This is a genomic window from Serratia fonticola, assembly GCF_001006005.1.
Lineage (GTDB): Bacteria > Pseudomonadota > Gammaproteobacteria > Enterobacterales > Enterobacteriaceae > Chania > Chania fonticola.
In genome coordinates this window covers 4,360,387-4,383,030 of record NZ_CP011254.1, presented here as the reverse complement: position 1 = coordinate 4,383,030, position 22,644 = coordinate 4,360,387, and the positions used below count along the sequence as shown (strand labels likewise).

General features: G+C 56.6%; 20 protein-coding genes. 11 read left to right on the top strand and 9 right to left on the bottom strand.

What is annotated here, in order from left to right; genetic code table 11:
* Nucleotides 1-116: 116 nt before the first annotated feature.
* The 4 genes from WN53_RS19425 to WN53_RS19410 all read left to right on the top strand — a co-directional run bounded on the left by WN53_RS19425 (nt 117) and on the right by WN53_RS19410 (nt 4,968).
* Complete coding sequence (locus WN53_RS19425; RefSeq protein WP_024485252.1) at nt 117-836, top strand: gluconate 2-dehydrogenase subunit 3 family protein; 720 nt, start codon at nt 117-119, stop codon at nt 834-836.
* A complete protein-coding gene (locus WN53_RS19420; RefSeq protein WP_024485251.1) occupies nt 837-2,615 on the top strand; it encodes a GMC family oxidoreductase in 1,779 nt (592 codons plus the stop codon).
* A 17-nt stretch (nt 2,616-2,632) separates the two neighbouring features.
* On the top strand, nt 2,633-3,904 hold the full coding sequence (locus tag WN53_RS19415; RefSeq protein WP_046808179.1) for a c-type cytochrome: 1,272 nt from the start codon (nt 2,633-2,635) through the stop codon (nt 3,902-3,904).
* 299 nt (nt 3,905-4,203) lie between these two features.
* On the top strand, nt 4,204-4,968 hold the full coding sequence (locus tag WN53_RS19410) for a GntR family transcriptional regulator (RefSeq protein WP_024485250.1): 765 nt from the start codon (nt 4,204-4,206) through the stop codon (nt 4,966-4,968).
* Here WN53_RS19410 and WN53_RS19405 read toward each other — a convergent pair.
* Genes WN53_RS19405 through WN53_RS19395 form a run of 3 tightly spaced genes read right to left on the bottom strand, consistent with a single transcriptional unit; the run spans nt 4,955 to nt 8,247 of the window.
* Nucleotides 4,955-5,929 (bottom strand): PfkB family carbohydrate kinase, encoded by a 975-nt coding sequence (locus tag WN53_RS19405; RefSeq protein ID WP_024485249.1) that lies wholly within the window; start codon nt 5,927-5,929, stop codon nt 4,955-4,957. The genes WN53_RS19410 and WN53_RS19405 overlap by 14 nt on opposite strands.
* A complete protein-coding gene (locus tag WN53_RS19400; RefSeq protein ID WP_024485248.1) occupies nt 5,926-6,945 on the bottom strand; it encodes an ADP-ribosylglycohydrolase family protein in 1,020 nt (339 codons plus the stop codon). The genes WN53_RS19405 and WN53_RS19400 overlap by 4 nt, the downstream gene beginning before the upstream one ends.
* Before the next feature lie 51 nt (nt 6,946-6,996).
* Entirely contained in the window at nt 6,997-8,247 is a 1,251-nt protein-coding gene (locus tag WN53_RS19395; protein ID WP_024485247.1) for a nucleoside permease, read from the bottom strand.
* A gap of 352 nt (nt 8,248-8,599) precedes the next feature.
* Here WN53_RS19395 and phoP point away from each other — a divergent pair, with 352 nt between their 5' ends.
* The 3 genes from phoP (at nt 8,600) to WN53_RS19380 (ending at nt 11,936) form a co-directional block, all read left to right on the top strand.
* Nucleotides 8,600-9,271, top strand: coding sequence for a two-component system response regulator PhoP (phoP, locus tag WN53_RS19390; RefSeq protein ID WP_021804688.1), 672 nt, complete (start codon nt 8,600-8,602; stop codon nt 9,269-9,271).
* 5 nt (nt 9,272-9,276) lie between these two features.
* On the top strand, nt 9,277-10,734 hold the full coding sequence (gene phoQ, locus WN53_RS19385; RefSeq protein WP_024485246.1) for a two-component system sensor histidine kinase PhoQ: 1,458 nt from the start codon (nt 9,277-9,279) through the stop codon (nt 10,732-10,734).
* Between the two features lie 80 nt (nt 10,735-10,814).
* Nucleotides 10,815-11,936 (top strand): ribosomal protein uL16 3-hydroxylase, encoded by a 1,122-nt coding sequence (locus WN53_RS19380; protein ID WP_024485245.1) that lies wholly within the window; start codon nt 10,815-10,817, stop codon nt 11,934-11,936.
* A gap of 53 nt (nt 11,937-11,989) precedes the next feature.
* On the opposite strand, the gene pepT is transcribed toward WN53_RS19380, so the two are convergent.
* Nucleotides 11,990-13,222 carry a peptidase T gene (gene pepT / locus WN53_RS19375; RefSeq protein ID WP_024485244.1) on the bottom strand — a complete coding sequence of 411 codons (1,233 nt, stop codon included), beginning with the start codon at nt 13,220-13,222 and terminating at the stop codon, nt 11,990-11,992.
* A gap of 333 nt (nt 13,223-13,555) precedes the next feature.
* Here pepT and potA point away from each other — a divergent pair, with 333 nt between their 5' ends.
* From potA to potD, 4 genes are all read left to right on the top strand, one after another.
* Complete coding sequence (gene potA / locus WN53_RS19370; RefSeq protein ID WP_024485243.1) at nt 13,556-14,662, top strand: spermidine/putrescine ABC transporter ATP-binding protein PotA; 1,107 nt, start codon at nt 13,556-13,558, stop codon at nt 14,660-14,662.
* Nucleotides 14,646-15,506 carry a spermidine/putrescine ABC transporter permease PotB gene (potB, locus tag WN53_RS19365; RefSeq protein ID WP_024485242.1) on the top strand — a complete coding sequence of 287 codons (861 nt, stop codon included), beginning with the start codon at nt 14,646-14,648 and terminating at the stop codon, nt 15,504-15,506. Before potA ends, potB begins: the two co-directional genes overlap by 17 nt.
* Nucleotides 15,503-16,279: a spermidine/putrescine ABC transporter permease PotC gene (gene potC, locus WN53_RS19360; protein ID WP_021804693.1), complete on the top strand. Its 777-nt coding sequence runs from the start codon at nt 15,503-15,505 to the stop codon at nt 16,277-16,279. Before potB ends, potC begins: the two co-directional genes overlap by 4 nt.
* A 118-nt stretch (nt 16,280-16,397) precedes the next feature.
* Nucleotides 16,398-17,444 carry a spermidine/putrescine ABC transporter substrate-binding protein PotD gene (potD, locus tag WN53_RS19355; protein WP_024485241.1) on the top strand — a complete coding sequence of 349 codons (1,047 nt, stop codon included), beginning with the start codon at nt 16,398-16,400 and terminating at the stop codon, nt 17,442-17,444.
* A 207-nt stretch (nt 17,445-17,651) separates the two neighbouring features.
* Here potD and cobB read toward each other — a convergent pair whose 3' ends face one another.
* From cobB to lolC, 5 genes are read right to left on the bottom strand one after another with little or no spacing between them, the layout of a single operon-like run.
* Nucleotides 17,652-18,491 (bottom strand): Sir2 family NAD+-dependent deacetylase, encoded by an 840-nt coding sequence (gene cobB, locus WN53_RS19350; protein ID WP_024485240.1) that lies wholly within the window; start codon nt 18,489-18,491, stop codon nt 17,652-17,654.
* Between the two features lie 9 nt (nt 18,492-18,500).
* Nucleotides 18,501-19,418, bottom strand: a complete 918-nt coding sequence (gene nagK / locus WN53_RS19345) for an N-acetylglucosamine kinase (protein WP_024485239.1) — start codon at nt 19,416-19,418, stop codon at nt 18,501-18,503.
* Nucleotides 19,419-19,470: 52 nt separating this feature from the next.
* Nucleotides 19,471-20,718 carry a lipoprotein-releasing ABC transporter permease subunit LolE gene (gene lolE, locus WN53_RS19340; RefSeq protein ID WP_024485238.1) on the bottom strand — a complete coding sequence of 416 codons (1,248 nt, stop codon included), beginning with the start codon at nt 20,716-20,718 and terminating at the stop codon, nt 19,471-19,473.
* Nucleotides 20,718-21,422, bottom strand: a complete 705-nt coding sequence (gene lolD, locus WN53_RS19335) for a lipoprotein-releasing ABC transporter ATP-binding protein LolD (protein ID WP_024485237.1) — start codon at nt 21,420-21,422, stop codon at nt 20,718-20,720. The genes lolE and lolD overlap by 1 nt, the downstream gene beginning before the upstream one ends.
* On the bottom strand, nt 21,415-22,617 hold the full coding sequence (gene lolC / locus WN53_RS19330) for a lipoprotein-releasing ABC transporter permease subunit LolC (protein WP_046808178.1): 1,203 nt from the start codon (nt 22,615-22,617) through the stop codon (nt 21,415-21,417). The genes lolD and lolC overlap by 8 nt, the downstream gene beginning before the upstream one ends.
* Nucleotides 22,618-22,644: the final 27 nt, after the last annotated feature.

Genomic DNA, 22,644 nt, shown 5'->3' with positions numbered 1-22,644 from the left:
GCTAGGCGACAAACTATCTCATCCCCAAGAGCTTACACTTAGTAAGTGACTGGGGTGTGATAGTGCAGTTAACAACGCTGCAGCTTGAAAGACGACGGGTAATTCAAGGTGGAATTATGTCTCGACAGCACTCTCCAGTACCGCCTCGGCGGAACTTTCTAAAGAAAACGCTAGCACTAATACCGCTGGCAGCCGCTGGAGGTACCGGCGTTCTGACGATGACGCCCCTACCAGCCTCGGCGGCGGGTGTCTCCTCTCACTATGTTCCCGCTTATTTCAATAACGATGAATGGCGCTTCCTGTTGGCGGCCTGCGATCGTCTGATCCCCAGCGATAGCAATGGCCCCGGGGCCGTCGAAGAAGGCGTGCCGATCTTTATCGATAAGCAAATGGAAACGCCTTATGGCCACGGTGGCCTGTGGTATATGCACCCGCCGTTTGTCCCTTCGGCCCCTGAATTAGGCTATCAGTCCAAACTGACGCCGCGTGATACCTACCGCATTGGCATTCGCGGCCTCAATGCGCACTGCCAGCAGCAGTACCAGAAAGCCTTTGCGGATCTGGATCATGCCCAGCAAGAGCAGCTCCTAACGGCGTTGGAAAAAGGTGAACTGGACTCCGAGACCCTGCCCGGCAAAGCCTTTTTCAACCAACTGCTGCAAAACACCAAAGAGGGTTATCTGGCCGATCCGCAGCACGGCGGTAATCAGTCGATGGCCTCATGGAAACTGATCGGCTTCCCTGGTGCGCGGGCGGATTACACCGACTGGGTCGATCATCCTAATCAGGCTTACCCCCTTGGTCCGGTCAGTATCTCCAGCAAAAGGAATGCATAAATGAGCACGATAAAAAAGCCACCGGTAGACGTGGTGATTGTCGGATTTGGCTGGACCGGTGCCATTATGGGCATGGAACTGACCGAAGCCGGACTGAGCGTATTGGCACTGGAGCGCGGTGAGCAACGCGATACCTACCCTGATTTTGCCTATCCACGGATTGCCGACGAATTGACCTATGGCATCCGCCTGAAACTGGAGCAGGAGATGGCGCACGAAACCGTCACCGTGCGCCATACGCCAGCGGATTTCGCCGTGCCTTATCGTCAGCTTGGATCCTTTTTGCCCGGCAACGGCGTTGGCGGTGCTGGCGTCCACTGGAACGGCATGCACTGGCGCGCCCTGCCCGCCGATCTGAAAATGCGTACCACGGTGACGGAAAAGTATGGCGACAAATGGGTGCCAGAAGGCATGTTGTTGCAGGATTACCCTCTCAGTTACACCGAGCTGGAGCCTTACTTCGATAAGTTCGAGAAGGTCTGTGGTACCTCTGGCAAGGCCGGTAACCTGCAAGGCAATATCGTCAAAGGCGGCAACCCGTTCGAAGGGCCACGCACCAGCGAATATCCCACTGCGCCCCTCAAGCAGCTCTATTCTGGTTCGCTGTTTGGCAAGGCGGCCGAGTCGCTCGGCTATCACCCGTTCAGCATTCCAGCGGCCAACTGCTCGGAGCCTTATACCAATCCCTACGGCGTGCAACTCGGCCCTTGTAACTACTGCGGTTACTGTGAGCGCTTCGGCTGCTTTATGTACTCCAAGGCCTCACCGCAAACCACCATTCTGCCGGTGCTGATGAAGCGGAAAAACTTTGAATTGCGCACCCAGTCGCAGGTCATCAAGGTCAATCTGGACAGCAGCGGCAAAAAGGCGACCGGTGTCACCTATGTCGACGCCCAAGGCCAACAGATTGAACAACCGGCGGACCTGGTGATCCTCAGCGCCTTCCAACTGCATAACGTGCGTCTGCTACTACTCTCCGGCATCGGTAAACCTTATGACCCCGTCACCGGCGAAGGGGTCGTTGGCAAGAACTACGCCTATCAGATGAATAGCGGCATTTCGCTGTTTTACGATAAGGACACCCACTTCAACCCGTTTATCGGAGCCGGAGCTGCGGGCACGGTGATCGACGATCTCAACTCGGAAAACTTCGATCACGGCGCGCTGGGCTTTATCGGCGGCGCCTATATTTCCGCCACCCGCACCGGTGGCCGGCCGATCCAGCAGATGTCGTTACCGCCGGGGACACCCACCTGGGGCAGTGGCTGGAAACAAGGTATCAAAGAGAATTATCAGCACTCGATGAGCATTGGCTCTGAAGGCTCGGTGATGCCCTATCGCGACTGCTATCTCGATCTCGATCCCACCTATCGGGACGCCTATGGGCTACCGCTGCTGCGCATGACCTTCGACTGGAAGGCTAACGAGATCAAGATGACCCAGCACATTACCAGCAAGATGGCGAACATCGCCAAAGCCATGGAGCCGAAGCAGATGGCGATTTCGGTGATGGACAGCGGTTCGCACTATGACGTGCGCCCGTATCAATCCACCCACACTACCGGCGGGGCAATCACCGGCGACAACCCAAAAACCAGCGTGGTGAACAAGTACCTGCAATGCTGGGACGTACCCAACGTGTTTGTTACCGGTGCCTGCGCCTTCCCGCAGAACCTGGCTTATAACCCCACCGGGATCGTCGGTGCGCTGGCCTATTATTCAGCGGAAGCGATCCGTAATCAGTATCTGAACAACCCCGGCCCGTTGGTTCAGGCCTGATACGCAAGGAGAAGACGATGAAAGGATTAACCCTCTCGCTGCTGGCCTTGCTGGTATTAAGCGCCAGCGCTCAGGCCGCCGAGGATACCCACCAGGTCGGGCAAATCGCTCATGGCGAATATCTGGCCCGCGCCGGTGACTGTGCCGCCTGCCATACCGCGCCAGGTGGCATGGCGTTCGCCGGTGGGCTGAAGATGACCACCCCGGTTGGCGCGATCTATTCCACCAACATCACTCCAGACAAAACCACCGGCATCGGTGCCTACGATCTACAAGAGTTTGCCGACGCCCTGCGTAAAGGCATTAGGCGCGATGGCACTCGGCTCTACCCGGCCATGCCCTATCCCTCTTTCGCCAAAATCAATGATGAGGATATACGCGATCTGTATCTCTACTTCACCCAACGGGTAACGCCGGTGGTGCAGCAGAACAAGGCTAGCGATATCCCATGGCCGCTGAATATGCGCTGGCCGTTGGCAATGTGGGACGGCATATTCCGCGAGGATGGCGCCTATCAGCCAGATGCTAACCAAAGCGCACAATGGAACCGTGGAGCCTATCTGGTTCAGGGATTGGGCCACTGCGGCAGTTGCCATACGCCGCGCGGCATTGGCTTCCAAGAGAAAGCGTTGAACCAGACGGATGACACCTATCTGAGCGGTGGGACGCTGGAAGGTTGGCACGCCGCCAGCCTGCGTGGCGATGCGCTCAGCGGGCTGGGTAGTTGGAACGCGGCAGATCTGAGCCGTTTCCTGAAAACCGGCCACAGCGACAGATTTGCCGCCTTTGGCTCCATGGTAGACGTGGTACAAGACAGCACTCAGCACCTGAGCGATGAGGATTTGCAGGCGATCGCCGCCTATCTGAAATCGCTACCTGCGGGGGATGAGCAAAAAACGCCAACGACCAACCAGCCGCTGGCACTCTACAACACCGGCCAAGGCAACCCTGGCGGGCAGGCTTATCTGGACAACTGCGCCGCCTGCCACCGCAGCGATGGCCAGGGCTATCGCAACACCTTCCCACAGTTGGCCCATAATCCGGCGTTGCTGGCGGAAGACCCTGCTTCGGTGATCAGCATCATTTTGAATGGTTCACGTACGCCGATGACTATAGAAGCCCCTACCGGACTCACCATGCCGGACTTTGGCTGGCGTCTGAGCGACCAGCAGGTGGCCCAGATTGCCACTTTTGTGCGCACCAGTTGGGGGAATAACGCCGCTCCGGTCACCGCCGATCAGGTCAAAGAAATACGGGAGAACAGCGCCGCCAAACCTTCCCAGCAGTAAACACCACAACGGGCGCAGCATGCAGCGCCCCTACGTTTTGACTTGATCGTTGGTGTTACAGATTGTCTCTCATACCTGACTATAGCGCCGTACCGGCCCCCTCTCCTTTTTGGGGAGAGGGTTGGGGTGAGGGGAAACAGTGGGCACCGGCTCACCATTGATTATCCAAACAGTCGCAGCATGCAGCGCTCCTACGTAGCGAGTTTGATCTCCACAGATCTTGCTCCACACGGTTGCACCGCCCGGCGAAATCACCTTAAATAAGCTATCGCATTGAGGCTACAGGATTTCGGTTGTCTATGAGCACGGATCCCAACCAGCGCCTGCTGGACAAACTGCAACAAGATCTGACCAGCGCTGGCGCTATGCCGCTCTACCTGCGCTTTAACGAATCGGTACGACAGGCCATTGAGCTTGGCATATTGAGCCAGGGGGATTTTCTGCCCAGTGAGCGCCATTTCACCGAGCGGCTGGGGATCTCGCGCATTACGGTACGCAAAGCCTTGGCCTGCCTGGAGCAGGACGGCATTATCGGTCGCTCGCGGGGTTATGGCACCTTCATTCAAAATACCGTGGCTCAACCTAAACTGGCTTATTCGCTGGCGGATGTGAAAGGCTTTTCACGCGAAGTGATGCTGCAAGGCCGTAAGCCGGACACCATGTGGCTCAGTCGTGAACAGATCCCGGCGGATAGCGCGCTGGCCGAGAAGCTGTCGCTGGCCGAGCATACGCCGGTGTACAAACTCAAACGCATTCACTTTATCGATCAGCGCCCCATGTCGGTAGCGGTGTCTTACGTGGTGGCAGAAGCCATAGCCAACGTTGAGGACATCGGCGTTTCCCTGTATGACTACTTCCGTTTGAACAACGTGGAGTTGGGATCGCTACGTAGCCAGGTTAGCGCCGCCATGAGCGATGACGAAACTCTGAAAGCGCTACAGCTGAAAGAACCGATGCCGCTGCTGATCATCAAGCAAACGCTGTTCGACAGCCGGAAAAAACCCATCGAATACAGCGAAAGCTTCTGCCGCAGCGACATGTACGAGTTTATCAGCGAGGATTGAGTTCCTCGCTGGCTAGGAGCTGAGCCAGGGTTGGCGCACAATCTCCACCGGCCTGCGATACCACGTAACCGGCGATGCTATTGGCTAGCATCATGCTTTGGCGAGCGGTCAGGCCCAGTGCCAATCCGGCGAGCAAACCGGCGCTGTGGCTATCGCCAGCACCTATGCTGTCTACCACTTTGACCTGGCGAGCGGCGATCCAGCCTTGATCCTCCGGCCCGGCAAAGTAATATCCACCTTCCCCGCCACAGCGCACAATCACCAGTTGCTCAGTGGTTGACCATAACTGCTGGCAAAAACCGGCAATATCTTCCTGCATGCCAAGGTGCTGAGCTTCACGCTGGTTTAGCGTCAGGATCACGCCAGGGCGGATTAGGCGTTGCAGCAGGCTCTCCGTCATCACGTCGATGCGCGGGCCAATGTCCAGCACCACCCGAACCTGTTCGGGTAGACGTAACAGCCAATCCACCAGCACGTGGCCCTGCCGGGCACCCAGTTGATAACCGGAGAGGTAAACCAGCCCGCTTTGTGGCGTCACGTCTGCCAACCACTCCGGCTGCCACTGGTTCTCTATGCCATCGATAGAGATAAAGGTGCGTTCACCATCCGGTTCGACCAACGCCAGACACCAGCCGTTATCCTCACCACTCACTTGCAGATCGGAACTCACGCCGCGCTGTGCCATCTCGCTACGCAAACGCTCTGCCCAAACGCCTTCGCCCACCGGCAGCAGGTTACGACTGGTAATGCCCAACTGGCGCAGAGCCACAGCGATATTCAGCGCGCAGCCCCCTAAATGCAGCCCCTGCATCTGGGCCGACACATCGCCACCGCGCACCGGCAACGCATCGGCGCTCACCACCATATCCATTACCGCTGCGCCAATCACCGTCACCGGGCACTGCTGATGCCAGCCGCCCTGGGTCAGCGTCTGCAATAACTCGCGTCTTTCGTTACTCATTCAGCCTCCTGCCAGCGCTGGCGGAAACGGAGAAAGGCCTGCGCGTAGTGGTTGATATCCAGCGGATTCACCCGCTTCAGTTCTGCCAACATGGCCGCGTCGAACGCGTCGATACCGTTCAGGGCACCGCAGATCGCCGTGGCCATCGCGCCAATGGTGTCGGTATCACCGCCCAGGTTGGCGCACAGGATCGCACAGCGGGTAGGATCGGTTTGCGCCAGTTCAACCATCGCCAACGCGGCCGGTACGGATTCTATGGTGCTGACCCCTGCGCCAACCAACTGGTAGACCCGTTCTGAGGCCTGCTCGGTACCGCCTGCCTGTTCGACTACCTGGAAGGCCAGTTCGATGCGCGCCGCTAAAGAAGCACTGAAGGTGGTGCTCTGGCGGCGCTGAGCGTAATCTGCCACCCCTGGCAAGGCCAGGCGGATCTCTGCCCAACTAGCCCCTTCGACCGCCTTGGCAACTGCCCAGGCAATCACCACCGCACCGGCAACCGCGATATCGGATTTATGCGTCGGGCTGGAGGCCAGCCAAACCTGCTGGCAAAACTGCTCCAACGGCGCAGAAGGTAATACGCACCCCAACGGGGAAACCCGCATCGCCGCGCCGTTGGTCACGCCGTTGTTTTCCAAATCACTAATCGGCGTGCCCTTCTTCTGCTCCCCCAGCGCCAGTTTGGAACTTGGGCCAAGGATGTTTTTGTTGAAGGCGTCAAAACTATCAACCCAGCGGATCACGTTGCGGGCAATCAGCTCCGGCACCACTTGACCATCGGCCTCGATCAACGCGTCGGCGAGCGCCAGAGCCATCGAGGTATCATCGGTATACTGCGCTGCCGTGAAATAGCAGGCGGCGTTGTTCTCCGCCGGGCCGTCAAGGAAACGGTCGATCCAGCCAAAGTGGCGCTTAACCCGCTCACGCGGCCACAGCTCGGAAGGCATGCCGAGTGCGTCGCCCAGCATTTGGCCATAAAGTGCGCCCACCACGCGTTGTTCCTGGGTTAACTGCTTCATCTGTTTCTCCTGAATTTTTACCTTGCCGGGCAACACGCCCGGCGCAATGAATTAAGACCGTGCCACGTCAATCGGGGTGATGCTGTCGCTGCGTTCACGGAAGAACAGCAAGAACAGCAGCATGACGCCCACCACCATCACCGCACCCACGCCCCACACGGCGAACCAGTCAAACGTCATACCGTCTCGCGGCTGTTCGAGAGCGAAAGTGGTCATCGCACGCCCCCCGAGCCAGTTACCGATAAAGCTGCCCAACCCCTGGCAAATCAGGGTGATCAGGCCCTGAGCCGCGGTACGCATATGCGGTGGCGCTTTTTTGTCGACGTAGATATAACCGGTCACGAAATAGAAATCGTAGCTGACACCGTGCAGCAAAATGCCCAGGAACAGCATGCTGTAGGCCCAGACGTCCGCAGTGCCGCCGTAAATAAAGAATACATAGCGGATTGCTGCGGTCACAAAGCCCAGCAACAGCACCTTCTTGATACCGTACCGCTTGAGCAGCAACGGCAGCGCCAGCATGGCGAAGATTTCCGAGACCTGCCCCAGCGTCATCCAGCCGGTGGCATTCGGCAGCCCAACCTGCGTCAGATAGCCATTGGCAAACTGGTAGTAAAACGCCAACGGCATACAGAACAGGAACGAGCACAGGGCGAAGGTGGCAAATGAGCGATCCTTCAGCAGGCCAAGCGCATTCAGGCCCAGCAACGCCTTGATATCCACCGGGCCAGAGCCTTTGGCTGGCGTATTGGGCAGCACAAAGCTGTACAAACCGAGCGCGATCGAGGCCACTCCGGTAATGATTAACGGCAGGTTGCTATCGGAAATATTGCCTAACCCCAGCAGCGGCGGCAGCATAAAGCCCACCACCAGACCGGAGGCAATCCAACCCAAGGTGCCCAGTACGCGGATGCGCGGGAACTCTTTTTCGGTATCGGTAATGTTGGCAAAAGCGATGCTGTTGGTCAGCGCCACGGTCGGCATATAGGTAATGGCATAAATCACCAGCAGCGGGAAGAAGGTGGCAAAGGTGGTTTGCCAGGCGATGATAAACATCAGCCCCCCACCAGCCAGATGCAACCAGCCCAAGACTTTTTGCGCGGCGAAGTAGTGATCGGCAATGACGCCAACCAGCACCGGCGAGAGGATTGCCGCAATCGCCGTACTGCTGTACGACCAGGCAATTTCGCCCGGCGTAAAGCCCAGTTTGTTGAGGTATTGCCACAGGGGAACAAACCACGCTCCCCAGATAAACCACTCGATAAACATCATTACAGACAGCTTCAGATGAGGACGTTTCATTATTATGTATCCTTGCTGGCTACCTTCCCGGCATCGGCTCGGGAAAGCGGTGTAGGGTTCCTGGTATTAGCATCATTACGATACCTATATGATACCTTAATGATACCTTTGGTCCTTTGCCGCGATCCCGCTCACACTTCAGGCAGTCAGCTTTGTTTAAGTTTTGTTTACCTTTGGCACTGCGCTGTTTATCCTGCGTTTATCAGCCATTGCCGATAATCAATGGATGACAGAATCAAACGATCAGGGAATGGTCAGCTAATGCGCGTTACCACAACGTGGCCAACAGCGTGTAACCTTTTCAGTGTGGGTGCCTGGTATTGCACCCGCCTAAACAACAGGAGTCTGTACCATGCGAGTACTGGTTGTTGAAGACAATGGCCTATTGCGCCACCATCTTAGTGTGCAAATGCGCGAAATGGGGCATCAGGTTGATGCCGCAGAAGATGCCAAAGAAGCTGACTATTTTCTGCAGGAACATGCGCCTGATATCGCCATTGTCGATCTCGGGTTGCCGGGTGAAGACGGCCTGAGCCTGATCCGCCGTTGGCGTGCCAACCAGATGAAGTTGCCGATCCTGGTGCTGACCGCCCGCGAAAGCTGGCAGGATAAGGTGGCGGTGCTGGAAGCCGGTGCCGATGATTACGTCACCAAGCCCTTCCACCTGGAAGAAGTGATTGCCCGCATGCAGGCTTTGATGCGCCGCAATAGCGGCCTGGCCTCACAGGTGATCGTACTGCCGCCGTTCCAGATCGACCTCTCGCGCCGTGAGCTGAGCGTCAACGAACAGCAAATCAAACTGACGGCCTTTGAGTACACCATTATCGAAACGCTGATCCGTAACGCGGGTAAAGTGGTCAGCAAAGATTCATTGATGTTGCAACTCTACCCGGATGCCGAACTGCGCGAAAGCCACACCATCGACGTATTAATGGGCCGCCTGCGTAAAAAGCTACAGGCCGAATACCCACAGGAAGTGATCACCACCGTACGTGGTCAGGGCTACCGTTTCGATGCCAAGTGAGCATAATGTTCAACAGAGATAAAAAGCCCTTCTCACTGCGCGCCCGCTTTCTGATGGCCACCGCCGGGGTGATCCTGGCGCTGTCGCTGTCCTACGGGCTGGTTGCGGTCGTCGGCTATATCGTCAGCTTTGATAAAACCGCTTTCCGTCTGCTGCGCGGTGAGAGCAACCTGTTCTTCAGCCTGGCGCAGTGGAAAGACCAGAAGCTGACCATTGCCATCCCGCCCGATCTCGATCTCAATTCCCCAACGCTGGTGTTTATCTACGACGATAAAGGCAACCTGTTGTGGAGCCAACGCTCGGTGCCGGAACTGGAAAAACGGATCCAGAAAGAGTGGCTGCAAGAGTCCGGTTTCTATGAGATAGACACCGACACCCGGGTCAGTAGCGAAGTGCTGGGCGATAACCCCAAGGCCCAGGATCAGCTGAAAGACTATGACGATACCGACCATGAGGCGTTAACCCACTCGGTGGCCGTCAATACCTATGCCGCCACCCCACGCCTGCCCGCCTTGAGCATTGTGGTGGTCGACAGCATTCCGCAGGAGCTGCAACGCTCGGACGTGGTATGGGAATGGTTCAGCTACGTACTACTGGCCAATCTGCTACTGGTTGTGCCTCTGCTGTGGCTAGCTGCGTATTGGAGTTTGCGGCCTATCAAGGCGCTGATAACACAGGTCGGTGAATTGGAAAACGGCGAGCGCGAGCAACTGGATGAAAATCCCCCCAGTGAACTACGTGGCCTGGTACGGAACCTGAATATCCTGGTGCGCAACGAGCGTCAGCGCTACACCAAATACCGCACTACGCTGTCCGACCTCACCCACAGCCTGAAAACCCCGCTGGCGGTATTGCAGACCACCCTGCGCTCGCTGCGTTCCAGCAAGCAGACCACCATCGAAGAGGTCGAGCCGATCATGCTCGAGCAGATTAGCCGTATTTCGCAGCAGATTGGTTATTACCTGCATCGGGCCAGCATCAACTCTGGTCAAACCGTGCTGACCCGCGAGATCCATTCGGTTTCTGCCCTGCTCGACAGCCTGAGCGTGGCGCTGAACAAGGTCTATCAGCGTAAAGGGGTAGTCATCACCCTCGATATCTCACCAGAAGTCACCTTTATGGGCGAGAAAAACGACTTTATGGAGGTGATGGGCAACGTGCTGGAGAACGCCTGTAAATATTGCCTGGAGTTTGTGGAGATCACCTCGCTGCACTCGGACAAATACCTGACGATCGTCATTGATGACGACGGCCCCGGCATCCCGGAAAGCAAGCGTGAGTTGATCTTCCAACGCGGCCAACGCGTCGATACTCTGCGCCCCGGTCAGGGGATTGGCCTGTCGGTCGCCGCCGAGATCATCGAGCAATATGACGGGCAAATTACCATCAGCGACAGCCCGCTGGGTGGTGCACGGATGGAGGTCACCTTCTCCCGCCAGCACGACTCCCACCATCACGATTAAATTCTCTCGCTCAGGCCCCGATCCACGGGGCCTAACTTCCGTTATAATCCCTGCAGGCTCACTCTATCCTGGAATAGAACATGGATTACCAATTAGATCTCGACTGGAACGACTTTTTGCAACGCTATTGGCAAAAGCGCCCGGTAATTATCAAGCGTGGTTTTAGCAACTTTATCGATCCGATTTCCCCGGATGAGCTGGCCGGGTTGGCTATGGAAAACGAGGTGGACAGCCGCCTGGTGAGCCATCAGGAACGTCGCTGGCAGGTTGGCCACGGCCCGTTCGAAAGTTTCGACCATCTGGGCGAGAACAACTGGTCATTGCTGGTACAGGCCGTTGATCACTGGCATCAGCCATCCAGTGCCCTGATGCAACCGTTCCGTAAGCTGCCGGACTGGCGCATGGACGATCTGATGATTTCGTTCTCGGTACCGGGCGGCGGCGTTGGCCCGCATCTCGATCAATACGACGTGTTCATCATCCAGGGCACTGGCCGCCGCCGTTGGCGCGTGGGCGAAAAAGTGCCGATGAAACAGCACTGCCCGCACCCTGACCTGTTACAGGTAGAGCCGTTTGATGCCATCATTGACGAAGAGATGGAGCCTGGCGATATTCTGTATATCCCACCGGGATTCCCGCATGAAGGCTATTCGCTGGAAAATTCCCTCAACTATTCCGTCGGTTTCCGCGCGCCGAATGGCCGCGAGATGGTGAGTGGCTATGCCGACTACGTGCTAGCGCGGGAGTTAGGCAGCAAACGTTACACCGATCCGGATATCGCGCTGCGCGATCACCCGGCGATGGTTCTCTCCCATGAGGTCGATGCACTGCGTGGGATGATCCTGGAGCTGGTGCAGCAGCCGGAGCACTTCCAGAACTGGTTTGGCGAGTTTATTTCGCAGTCACGCCACGAGCTGGACATCGCGCCGCCAGAGCCGCCTTATCAGGCCGGTGAAATCTATGAGCTGCTGCAACAGGGTGAGCCATTACAACGTTTGGGTGGGTTGCGCGTGCTGCGCGTTGGCGACCAATGCTTTGTCAACGGTGAGCTAATCGACACCGAACATCTGCAAGCCGCCGATGCGCTGTGCCAGCACGCCAGCGTTGATGCCGCCTTGCTGGGCGACGCAGTGAACGATCCGTCGTTCCTGGCCCTGCTGACGGCGTTGATTAACAGCGGTTACTGGTATTTTAACGACTAATCATATTGAGTGAGGGGTAAACTAGCCCCTCACTCATTCTGTTAACGCAAAAACTACCGTTTAGCGCGCTCGGCGCTCAGAGTAGCAATGCGCATGATCACCGCCACCGCCTGCTCCATCCCTTCCAGCGTAATAAACTCATGCTTGCCATGGAAGTTATAGCCACCGGTAAACAGGTTTGGACAAGGCAGCCCCTTGAAGGATAGCTGCGCACCATCGGTACCACCGCGGATCGGCTTCATCACCGGCTCAATATCGCAGTCCCGCATCGCCTGCTGTGCCAGCTCGATCACATGAGGATGCTCAGCCACCTGCTCACGCATGTTGTAGTAATTATCCTCGATCGCCACCTCAATGTAGCAATCCCGTGGTAACCCACGGCCAACCTTTTGCGCGACTTCAATCATCTTGCGCTTGCGAGCCTCAAAGCCTTCACGCTCAAAATCCCGCAAGATGTAATGCATCTCGGCACGTTCGACGTTCCCCTTGATGCTGTTGAGATGGTAAAAGCCCTGATACCCCTCGGTATGCTCCGGTGTTTCCTCGGCCGGTAGCTCCTGTTGGAAACGGGTTGCCAGCGACAGCGCGTTCACCATCACCCCTTTGGCACTGCCAGGGTGTACGTTATTGCCGACGATTTTCACCGTCACTGCAGCTGCATTGAAGTTTTCACACTCCAGTTCGCCCACACCACCACCATCGACGGTGTAGGCCCACTCTGCATCGAACGCGGCAACGTCAAAGAAATGCGCTCCCTTGCCCACTTCTTCATCCGGCGTGAACGCCACGCGGATATCGCCGTGAGGAATTTTTTGCTGCTTTAGCCGCACCATCGCGGTCAAGATCTCGGCAATCCCGGCTTTATCGTCGGCACCCAACAGCGTTTTGCCGTCGGTGGTGATCAGCGTTTGCCCCAGCATCTGATGCAAGATCGGGAACATCACCGGCGATAACACTTCATCACCGATGCCCAAGGCAATGTCACCGCCGCGATAGTTTTCCACTATCTGCGGTGTCACATGCTTACCCGAAAAATCGGGTGAGGTATCAAGGTGAGAAATAAAGCCAATGGCCGGCACTGGCCAGCTCACATTGCCAGGCAACGTGCCCATCACGCAGCCATGTTCGCTTAGCGATACCCGTTCAAACCCCAGCCCAATCATTTCCTGTTGCAACGCACGCGCCAGCTTCAGTTGCCCTTCGGTACTAGGCACATGTTTGACGTTCGCTTTAGCCTGTGTGTCAAATGAGACGTAGTTAAAAAAGCGATCTAGTAGTTTATCCATGGTTCCGCCCTCAGAATTTCGCGTTTCATTATGCGGAACCGATCCGGATCAAATATTGAGACAGGTCATTAATAATCAGATTTAACACAAATCATTAAAGCAAGTGATGGTTTAATAGGGTCACTATCGACGCAAAAATCGGCCAACTGGCATGACTTATGGGCGGTTTGGCTTTCAATTACCGGATTCTGCGTCTATCATGCGCCCTCTTAAATTTTTGATCGGCGCCGCTGGCTTTGAGCTTCAGTACCTGACGGGTCACTCCCGTAAGCTCGCGCAGTCTTTTCCAGCGGCGGTTCTATCTGCACCACCGTACGGGATAGAGACACTAAAATGACTGAACAATCCTCTTTGGTTACACTGAACGCCCTGAGTAAAAGCTTTGACGGCAAAGAGATCATTCGCGATCTCAACCTTGAGATTAATGATGGTGAATTCCTGACCCTGCTTGGCCCTTCCGGCTGCGGGAAAACCACCGTGCTGCGGCTGATTGCCGGGTTGGAAAATGCCGACCACGGGCAGATCGTGCTCGACGGGCAAGACATCACCGCCATCCCGGCCGAGCATCGGCACGTTAACACCGTGTTTCAAAGCTATGCCCTGTTCCCCCATATGACCGTGTTTGAAAATGTCGCCTTTGGCCTGCGCATGCAGAAAACCCCAGAAGCGGAGTTAACGCCGCGCGTGGAGGAAGCCCTGCGCATGGTGCAATTGGACGAGTTCGCTCAGCGCCGCCCGCATCAGCTGTCTGGAGGGCAACAACAACGGGTCGCGATTGCCCGGGCCGTGGTGAATAAACCTAAACTGTTACTGCTCGACGAGTCGCTTTCGGCACTGGACTACAAGCTGCGCAAGCAGATGCAGAACGAGTTGAAGGCGCTACAGCGCCAATTGGGTATCACCTTTGTGTTTGTCACGCACGATCAGGAAGAGGCGCTGACCATGTCCGATCGGATTGTGGTGATGCGTGACGGACGAATAGAACAGGACGGCACCCCACGGGAAATCTATGAAGAGCCCAGGAACCTGTTTGTCGCCAGCTTTATCGGTGAGATCAATATCTTTGATGCGGTAGTGCTACATCGTATCGATCCGCAGCGAGTGCGCGCTCGTGTAGAAGGCCGTGAGTGTGATATCTACGCCGATCTCCCCGTCGAGCCAGGGCAATCCCTGAAGGTTCTGCTGCGCCCGGAAGACCTGCGCGTCGAAGAGGTGAACGACAGCGAGCAGATAGATGGCCTGATCGGCTACGTGCGCGAACGCAACTATAAAGGCATGACGCTAGAATCGGTGGTTGAACTGGAAAACGGTAAGATGGTGATGGTCAGCGAATTCTTCAATGAAGACGATCCTGACTTTGACCACTCGTTAAACCAGAAGATGGCGATAACCTGGGTTGCAAGCTGGGAGGTAGTGCTGGCCGATGAAGAAATCGCGTAATTTGCTGCAAAACCTGGTGATCAGCGGCACGGTCGGCTGGCTGGTGCTGTTTGTTTTTCTGCCGAACCTGATGATCATCGGCACCAGTTTCCTCACCCGTGACGACGCCAATCTGGTGCAGATGGTGTTCACTCTGGATAATTACACCCGGCTGTTTGATCCCCTGTATGGTCAGGTGATGCTGCACTCGCTGAACATGGCGGCGATCGCTACCTTGTGCTGCCTGCTGCTGGGTTATCCCTTCGCCTTTATTCTGGCTCGCCTGCCGCAAAGGGTGCGCCCGCTGCTGCTGTTCCTGCTGATTGTCCCCTTCTGGACCAACTCTCTGATCCGTATCTATGGCCTGAAGCTGTTTCTCAGCACCCGCGGCTATCTGAACGAGTTCCTGATGTGGGCCGGGATCATCGATACGCCGTTACGCATTATGTATACCTCTGGCGCCGTGGTGCTGGGGCTGGTCTACATCTTATTGCCGTTTATGGTGATGCCGCTCTACTCCAGCCTGGAAAAGCTGGATAAATCCTGCCTGGAGGCGGCCCGCGATCTCGGGGCCAGCAAGCTGCAAACCTTTATCCGCATCATCATTCCGCTGACTATGCCAGGCATTATCGCCGGTTGCCTGCTGGTGCTGCTGCCCGCCATGGGCCTGTTCTATGTGGCCGACCTGATGGGCGGAGCCAAAAACCTGCTGATCGGTAACGTCATCAAGAGCCAGTTCCTGAATATCCGTGATTGGCCGTTTGGCGCCGCCACCAGCATTTGCCTGACGCTGGTGATGGGGCTGATGCTGTGGATCTATTACCGGGCCGCCAAGTTGCTGAACAAAAAGGGGGAGCTGGAATGATCGGACGCCTGTTGCGCGGTGGCTTTATGAGCCTGATTTACGCCTATCTCTATATTCCCATCGTGATCCTGATCGTTAACTCGTTTAACACCTCGCGCTTTGGCATCAACTGGCGGGGTTTTACCACCCACTGGTACAGCATGTTGATGAACAACGACAGCCTGTTGCAGGCCGCTGGGCATTCACTGACCATGGCCGTGCTGTCCGCCAGCTTTGCGACCATGATCGGCTCTTTGGCGGCAGTGGCGTTATACCGCTATCGTTTTCGCGGGAAGCCCTTTGTTGGTGGCATGCTGTTTGTGGTGATGATGTCGCCGGATATCGTCATGGCCATCTCGCTGCTGGTGCTGTTTATGCTGCTGGGGGTCTCGTTGGGCTTCTGGTCGCTGTTATTTTCGCATATTACCTTCTGCCTGCCCTTTGTGGTGGTCACCGTCTATGCGCGCCTGAAGGGCTTTGACGTCAAGATGCTGGAGGCCGCACGCGATCTGGGTGCCAGCGAAATGGTGATCCTGCGCAAAATCATCCTGCCGTTGGCCATGCCCGCCGTCGCCGCCAGTTGGCTGCTAAGCTTCACGCTATCGATGGATGATGTCGTGGTTTCTTCGTTCGTGACCGGGCCAAGCTACGAGATTTTGCCCTTGAAGATCTATTCGATGGTGAAGGTCGGCGTATCTCCTGAAGTTAACGCCCTGGCGACCATTCTGCTGGTATTATCGCTAGCGCTGGTGCTGACCAGCCAACTGCTGTTGCGCGATCGGCAAAAACACTGATTTGCCAACGGGATAAGCGTCTTTACCCCGCTGGGTACGCCACCTATAATGGCCGCTCTCTGGGGTATGGCGCATCACGCTATACTGTAAAAACACGCACTGCTAAAGGATCCGTACCATGAAAAAGTGGTCACATCTGCTCGCAGCCGGGATGATGGCACTGAGCCTTGGCTCGGCAAACGCCGCGGACGACGGCAAAACGCTCTATTTCTACAACTGGACCGAGTATGTCCCGCCTGGGCTGCTGGAACAGTTCACCAAAGAAACCGGTATCAAGGTGATTTACTCCACCTATGAATCCAACGAAAGCATGTATGCCAAGCTCAAAACCTACCGGGACGGCGCGTACGATCTGGTAGTCCCTTCCACCTATTTCATCGCCAAGATGAGCAAGGAGGGGATGCTGCAAAAGATCGACAAAAGCAAACTCAGCCACTTTAACGATCTCGATCCCAACCTGTTGCACAAGCCGTTCGATCCCAACAACGATTACTCCATTCCCTATATCTGGGGCGCCACCGCCATTGGCGTCAATTCGGATGCCATTGATGCCAACACCGTAACTGCCTGGGCCGATCTGTGGAAACCGGGATACAAAGGCCGCGTACTGCTCACCGATGATGCACGTGAAGTGTTCCAGGTCGCGCTGCGCAAACTGGGTTATTCGGGCAATACCACCGATCCTAAGCAGATAGAGGCTGCCTATAACGAGCTCAAGAAGCTGATGCCAAACGTGCTGGCGTTTAACTCCGATAATCCGGGTAATCCGTATATGGAAGGTGAAGTCGATCTGGGCATGGTATGGAACGGTTCCGCCTATGTCGCGCGCCAGGCCGGTACCCCATTGGAGATCGTCTGGCCGAAAGAAGGCGGGATCTTCTGGATGGATAGCCTGGCCATTCCGGCTAACGCCAAGAACGTTGAGGGAGCGTTGAAGTTGATCGACTTCCTGCTGCGCCCAGAGATCGCGGTGCAGGTGGCGGAAACCATCGGTTACCCTACTCCCAATCTGGCCGCGAGAAAGCTGCTACCTAAAGAGATCGCCAACGACAAGTCGCTGTATCCAGATGATGCGGTGATTGAGAACGGTGAATGGCAAAATGATGTGGGTGAGACCAGTACGCTGTATGAAACCTACTTCCAGCAGCTAAAAGCTGGGCGCTGAGCCCCCTCACCCCAACCCTCTCCCACAGGGAGAGGGAGCTGTCCTGAGCGCGTAATTAGCCCGAGCAGCTCCGGAAAGCAGGGAGTAAGAACAAGTAAAACAAGGTATTACGCAAAGCAATCAACGAACTCGATCGGTCCCGTCTCCCTGTGGGAGAGGGTTAGGGTGAGGGGCATACTAAAGCCACCAATCTCACCCAACATTCTGCTAAGGCTTATCCGCCCGCTCGACCTTGCCCATCAGGAACTTGTGCACAAAGCGTGGCACCACTTCGCTGGCCGGGCCGTAATGCTTCTCTTCGAACTGGCTTTCCACCAGGCTCGGCTCCAGGTTCAGCTCCATGGTATAAGCCCCGCCCAACCGTGCCTCGTGAACAAAGCCTGCCGCCGGGTAAACATTGCCAGAGGTGCCAATCGCAATAAAGAAATCGGCCTTGGCCAACGCAGCGTAAATCTCATCCATCCCCAACGGCATTTCACCAAACCACACCACGTGGGGTCGCAGAGGCGCAGGGAACTGGCAGCAGTGGCAACGTTCATCCACGCTCAGGTCTCCCAACCATTCCACCACCTGCCCGGAGCTGGTGCAGCGCACTTTCAGCAGTTCGCCATGCATATGCAGCACCTGCTTGCTACCGGCCCGCTCGTGCAGGTTGTCGATATTTTGCGTAACCAGCAGGAAGTTCTCCTCCCCCAGCCACTCTTCCAAATCAGCCAGCGCACGATGAGCCGCATTAGGGCCGATATCCGACTGCTGTAGCTGCCGGCGGCGCGCATTATAAAACTCCTGCACCAAGGCAGGATCGCGCTGAAAACCGTCCAGGGTGGCGACATCTTCCACCTTGTGCTCTTCCCACAGCCCATCGGCAGCGCGGAAAGTACGGATGCCGGACTCGGCAGAGATCCCGGCCCCCGTCAGCACCACGACAAACGGCTTTTTCAGCTCTGCCGCCGCCATGGTATCGCGTTGGAATATCCGCGAGCGAAAACGCTGATGCCGCACATGCTTACTCTTGCGAAACTGACACAACCGATGGCGAGTGTGCATGAACTCTCCTTATTTATGACTTTCCACCAAATTGAGGAACGCTGCCCCACGAACACCACCGGCATCGCCATAGCGCGCCTTCTCGATGCGTGGCAGTTTGGCTACCCGTAACAAATGGGCGGGCAAACGCTGGGGCAACGCCTGATAAATTGCGGCAAAATTCGATAAGCCGCCGCCAATCACCACCAGGTGGGGGTCGATGATGGTCAGCAGGTTGCCCAGGCAAATGGCCAGGACATCCAGAAAACGTTCTACGTGTGCTACAGCCTGTGGTTCACCGGCCTGATAATGCGCAATGATTTGCTGCGCTGGCAACTGTTGTTGATAAAAATGCGCGTACATCCACTCAAATCCGCGGCCCGAGATGTAATTCTCGATGCAACCGTCATGGCCGCAGCCACAGGGAACGCGAGGAATATCACGCCCGAGCACCTCCAGCGCATCCACCGGCAAGCGGAAGTGGCCAAACTCTCCGGTGATAAAGTTACGCCCAGAGACCACTTTACCATTAACGATCAAACCACCACCAACTCCGGTGCCCAGGATGATGCCCAGCACCGTCGGGTAATGGCGAAACTCTTCGTCCCAAGCTTCCGAGAGCGTGAAGCAGTTGGCGTCGTTATCGACCTTGACCTCACGGCCAATCAGCGCGCTCAGATCGCGCGGCAATGGCTGCCCCATCGCGGCCGGGACGTTGGCGGTAAACAAGGTACCATCTTCGTTTGGTAACCCGGGAATGCCGATGCCCACCAGCCCTTGCGTACCACAAACGGCATCGGCTTCATGGGTGAGATCGCGTAATACCGCCAGCAGTTGCCGGTAGTCGTCACGCGGCGTCGGCACCCGCTTTTGCCAGATACGTTGCAGATTGGCGTCGAACACCCCAAGTTCAATCTTGGTGCCGCCCATGTCGAAACCGTAGTACATAACTCGCCCTCAGGGTAAAAAAATGGGGCCCGCTACTGGCCCCAGGTTTTTATTACTGCCCGCTCAATACGCGGGCCGGATCGATGCGGCTGGCACGTCTGGCCGGATACCAACTGGCCAGCAGGCTAAGCACGATTGCCGTACCCAGTACGATGGCCACATCAAGCCAGTGCAGCTCGGACGGCAGGAAATCGATAAAGTAGATATCGCCAGACAGGAAAGAGTGGCCCATCAGCTTTTCGATGCCCTTGATAATATTGGTCAACTGTAGCGAGGCGATCACTCCAACCACTACCCCACTAAGGCTACCTACCAGCCCGGCCAGCAAGCCGTACCAGACAAAGATGGCGCGGATAAAGCCGTCTTTGGCTCCCAGCGTACGCAGCACGGCAATGTCGCCACTCTTGTCCTTCACCGCCATCACCAGGGTGGAAACAATGTTGAAACAGGCCACGCCGATCACCAGCACCATCGCCAGATACATGATGGCGCGGATCATCTGAATGTCGCGATACATAAAGCCGTAGGTGCCAATCCAGCTCTTGATATAGACGGTGGCATCGGCGACTTCTCCGGCGTCACGCACCAGCTTGTTAGCGGCGAACACGTCGTTAACCTTGATGGCGATACCGGTGACACTGTCACCCATATCCAGATATTGCTGGGCATCCGCCAACGGCACCATAGCCATGCTGTGATCGAGCTGGCCGCTAAGTTGCAGAATACCGGTGACATGCAAGCGAATACGCTTCGGCTGCAGCAGCTTCATCTCAGGATCGCTGTTGGGGATCATCACAGTGACGTAAGAGCCCTGCTTCACGCCCAGCGCTTCAGCCACGCCCTTACCCAGGATCACCTGCTGCTCACCGCTTTTGAAGTTTGCCCAGGCATCGCCCTGCACATAACTTGGCAGCGCGCTGAGCTGTTTTTCCTGCGCAGGATCGACGCCTTTTACCTGCACGGCGCGTAGCTGAGCACCATTTTCCATCAGCCCGGTAAAGTTGATATAAGGTGCCGCAGCCACAATGCCCGGAACCTTTTCGACCCGTTGCAGGATCTCAGGCCAGCCGGTGAACGGTTGTTTGACCGGTTCGATCTCGCCGTGCGGCACCACCGCCAGAATACGGTTTTGCAGTTCACGTTCGAAGCCGTTCATCGCGCTCAACCCGACGATCAGCACCGCCACGCCCAGCGCGATGCCGATGGTGGAGATCACCGAGATTAACGAAACCATGCCGCCGCGCCGCCGGCCACGGCTAAAACGCAGCGCCATCAGCAATGAAAGTGGCGAAGCGCTCATTACTCGGCCCCCATCAGGGTCAGTTGCGCCTGTAGATGGCCGTCTGCCATTTCCAACTGGCGGCTCAGGCGCTTAGCAAGTTGCAGATCGTGGGTGACCACCAAAAATGCGGTGCCCTGGCGTACGTTCAATTCGCCCAGCAGATCGAAGATGCTGTCTGCGGTGCGTTTATCCAGGTTGCCGGTAGGCTCATCCGCCAACACCAGCGAAGGGTTATTCACCAACGCACGGGCAATCGCCACGCGCTGACGTTCACCGCCGGAAAGCTCGGACGGGCGATGTTTGCTACGTTTTTCCAAGCCCACGGCCGCCAGCATCTCCAGCGCCTTTTCCTTCGCCAGCGCCGGTTTCATGCCGCCGATCAGCAGCGGCATCGCGGCGTTCTCCAGCGCGGTGAAATCTGGCAGCAGATGATGGAACTGATAGATAAAGCCGAGCTGGCGGTTGCGCAGCTCCGCTTTGGCAGTGGAAGAAAGCTTGTTCAACGACTGCCCTTTGTAGATCACCTCACCCGAGGTAGGTGAATCCAGCCCCCCCAGCAGGTGCAGCAAAGTACTTTTACCGGAACCCGAGCTGCCGACGATCGCCATCATCTCGCCCGGTTGCATGGCAAAACTGACATTGCGCAGCACGTCGGTATGCAGGTTGCCTTCCTGATAGGTTTTACACAGGCGCTCACACTGCAATAAAGGATGGTTACTCATAACGTAAAGCCTCAGCGGGTTGTACGGCGGCAGCGCGCCATGAAGGGTAAAGCGTGGATAACAGCGAGACCGCCATCGCCACTACGGCAATGATCGTGACCTGGATAGGGTCAACCGCCACTGGCAGAGAAGCCCCGTCGATCAACGCGCCAAGGATTGGCATCAGGTTGTTTAGATTGGTGGCAAGCAGAACGCCTAATAGCGTTCCCAGCAATGAGCCGATAATCCCGGCGCTGGCCCCCTGCACCATAAAGACCGACATGATCTGCCGCCGCGTCAGGCCCAGGGTTTGCAGAATGGCCACTTCGCCCTGCTTCTCCATCACCAACAGGCCCAGCGAAGTAATGATATTGAATGCCGCCACCGCCACGATCAGGCTAAGCAGCAGCCCCATCATGTTTTTCTCCATGCGCACCGCCTGGAACAGCTCGCCCTTGCGTTCGCGCCAGTCCTTCCACTGGGTGCCTTCCGGCAGCGTTTGCTGGCTAAGGGTGTCCACCGTCAACGGCTGTTGCAGGAACAAACGCCAGCCGGTGATATTGCCTGCCGGGTAGCGCATCAGACGTGAAGCATCTTGCTGGTTCGCCAGCAGCTGATAGCCGTCCACTTCGCTATTGGCATGGAAGGTGCCAATCACGGTGAACAGACGTTGGCTAGGGATGCGCCCCATCGGGGTGAACTGGCTGGCGCTCGGTACCATCAGACGCAGCTGATCGCCACGCTTGACGCCCAACTGCCCGGCAAGCTGTTCACCGATAATCAGGTTGTACTCACCCGGTTGCAGCTGTTGCTGTTTAACGTTGACCAGATAAGGAGTCAGCGGATCGGGCTGCTGCGGGTCAACCCCCAACATGACGCCAACGGCCACGCTGCGAGCGCTTTGCAGCACCACATCGCCGGTAGTCAACGGGGTGACTCGGGTGACACCATGCAGGTTTTGCACGGCAGAGGCTGGCAGCTGTTCAGGGTTGATAGAACCCTGTTTGCTGGTGATCAGCGCCTGCGGCATGAGCCCCAGGATGTTGTTTTCGAGATCTTTCTCGAAGCCATTCATCACTGAAAGCACCGTCACCAGCGCCATCACCCCCAGCGTAATGCCAATGGTGGATAGCCAGGAAACAAACCGCCCAAAGCGGTCTGAGGCTCGCCCACGCATATAACGCAGGCCAATAAATAACGCGACAGGTTGATACATGAAATCCGTTTTGTTGCCGTAGCTTAA

What these genes read in the sequence shown, in the direction of transcription:
- WN53_RS19410 (WP_024485250.1), top strand. Translation starts at nt 4,204, where the DNA reads ATGAGCACGGATCCCAACCAGCGCCTGCTGGACAAACTGCAACAAGAT.
- lolC (WP_046808178.1), bottom strand. Translation starts at nt 22,617, where the DNA reads ATGTATCAACCTGTCGCGTTATTTATTGGCCTGCGTTATATGCGTGGG.
- WN53_RS19400 (WP_024485248.1), bottom strand. Translation starts at nt 6,945, where the DNA reads ATGAAGCAGTTAACCCAGGAACAACGCGTGGTGGGCGCACTTTATGGC.
- WN53_RS19405 (WP_024485249.1), bottom strand. Translation starts at nt 5,929, where the DNA reads ATGAGTAACGAAAGACGCGAGTTATTGCAGACGCTGACCCAGGGCGGC.
- WN53_RS19380 (WP_024485245.1), top strand. Translation starts at nt 10,815, where the DNA reads ATGGATTACCAATTAGATCTCGACTGGAACGACTTTTTGCAACGCTAT.
- lolD (WP_024485237.1), bottom strand. Translation starts at nt 21,422, where the DNA reads ATGAGTAACCATCCTTTATTGCAGTGTGAGCGCCTGTGTAAAACCTAT.
- potD (WP_024485241.1), top strand. Translation starts at nt 16,398, where the DNA reads ATGAAAAAGTGGTCACATCTGCTCGCAGCCGGGATGATGGCACTGAGC.
- WN53_RS19420 (WP_024485251.1), top strand. Translation starts at nt 837, where the DNA reads ATGAGCACGATAAAAAAGCCACCGGTAGACGTGGTGATTGTCGGATTT.
- potC (WP_021804693.1), top strand. Translation starts at nt 15,503, where the DNA reads ATGATCGGACGCCTGTTGCGCGGTGGCTTTATGAGCCTGATTTACGCC.
- pepT (WP_024485244.1), bottom strand. Translation starts at nt 13,222, where the DNA reads ATGGATAAACTACTAGATCGCTTTTTTAACTACGTCTCATTTGACACA.
- potB (WP_024485242.1), top strand. Translation starts at nt 14,646, where the DNA reads ATGAAGAAATCGCGTAATTTGCTGCAAAACCTGGTGATCAGCGGCACG.
- phoP (WP_021804688.1), top strand. Translation starts at nt 8,600, where the DNA reads ATGCGAGTACTGGTTGTTGAAGACAATGGCCTATTGCGCCACCATCTT.
- WN53_RS19415 (WP_046808179.1), top strand. Translation starts at nt 2,633, where the DNA reads ATGAAAGGATTAACCCTCTCGCTGCTGGCCTTGCTGGTATTAAGCGCC.
- nagK (WP_024485239.1), bottom strand. Translation starts at nt 19,418, where the DNA reads ATGTACTACGGTTTCGACATGGGCGGCACCAAGATTGAACTTGGGGTG.
- cobB (WP_024485240.1), bottom strand. Translation starts at nt 18,491, where the DNA reads ATGCACACTCGCCATCGGTTGTGTCAGTTTCGCAAGAGTAAGCATGTG.
- phoQ (WP_024485246.1), top strand. Translation starts at nt 9,277, where the DNA reads ATGTTCAACAGAGATAAAAAGCCCTTCTCACTGCGCGCCCGCTTTCTG.
- WN53_RS19425 (WP_024485252.1), top strand. Translation starts at nt 117, where the DNA reads ATGTCTCGACAGCACTCTCCAGTACCGCCTCGGCGGAACTTTCTAAAG.
- WN53_RS19395 (WP_024485247.1), bottom strand. Translation starts at nt 8,247, where the DNA reads ATGAAACGTCCTCATCTGAAGCTGTCTGTAATGATGTTTATCGAGTGG.
- lolE (WP_024485238.1), bottom strand. Translation starts at nt 20,718, where the DNA reads ATGAGCGCTTCGCCACTTTCATTGCTGATGGCGCTGCGTTTTAGCCGT.
- potA (WP_024485243.1), top strand. Translation starts at nt 13,556, where the DNA reads ATGACTGAACAATCCTCTTTGGTTACACTGAACGCCCTGAGTAAAAGC.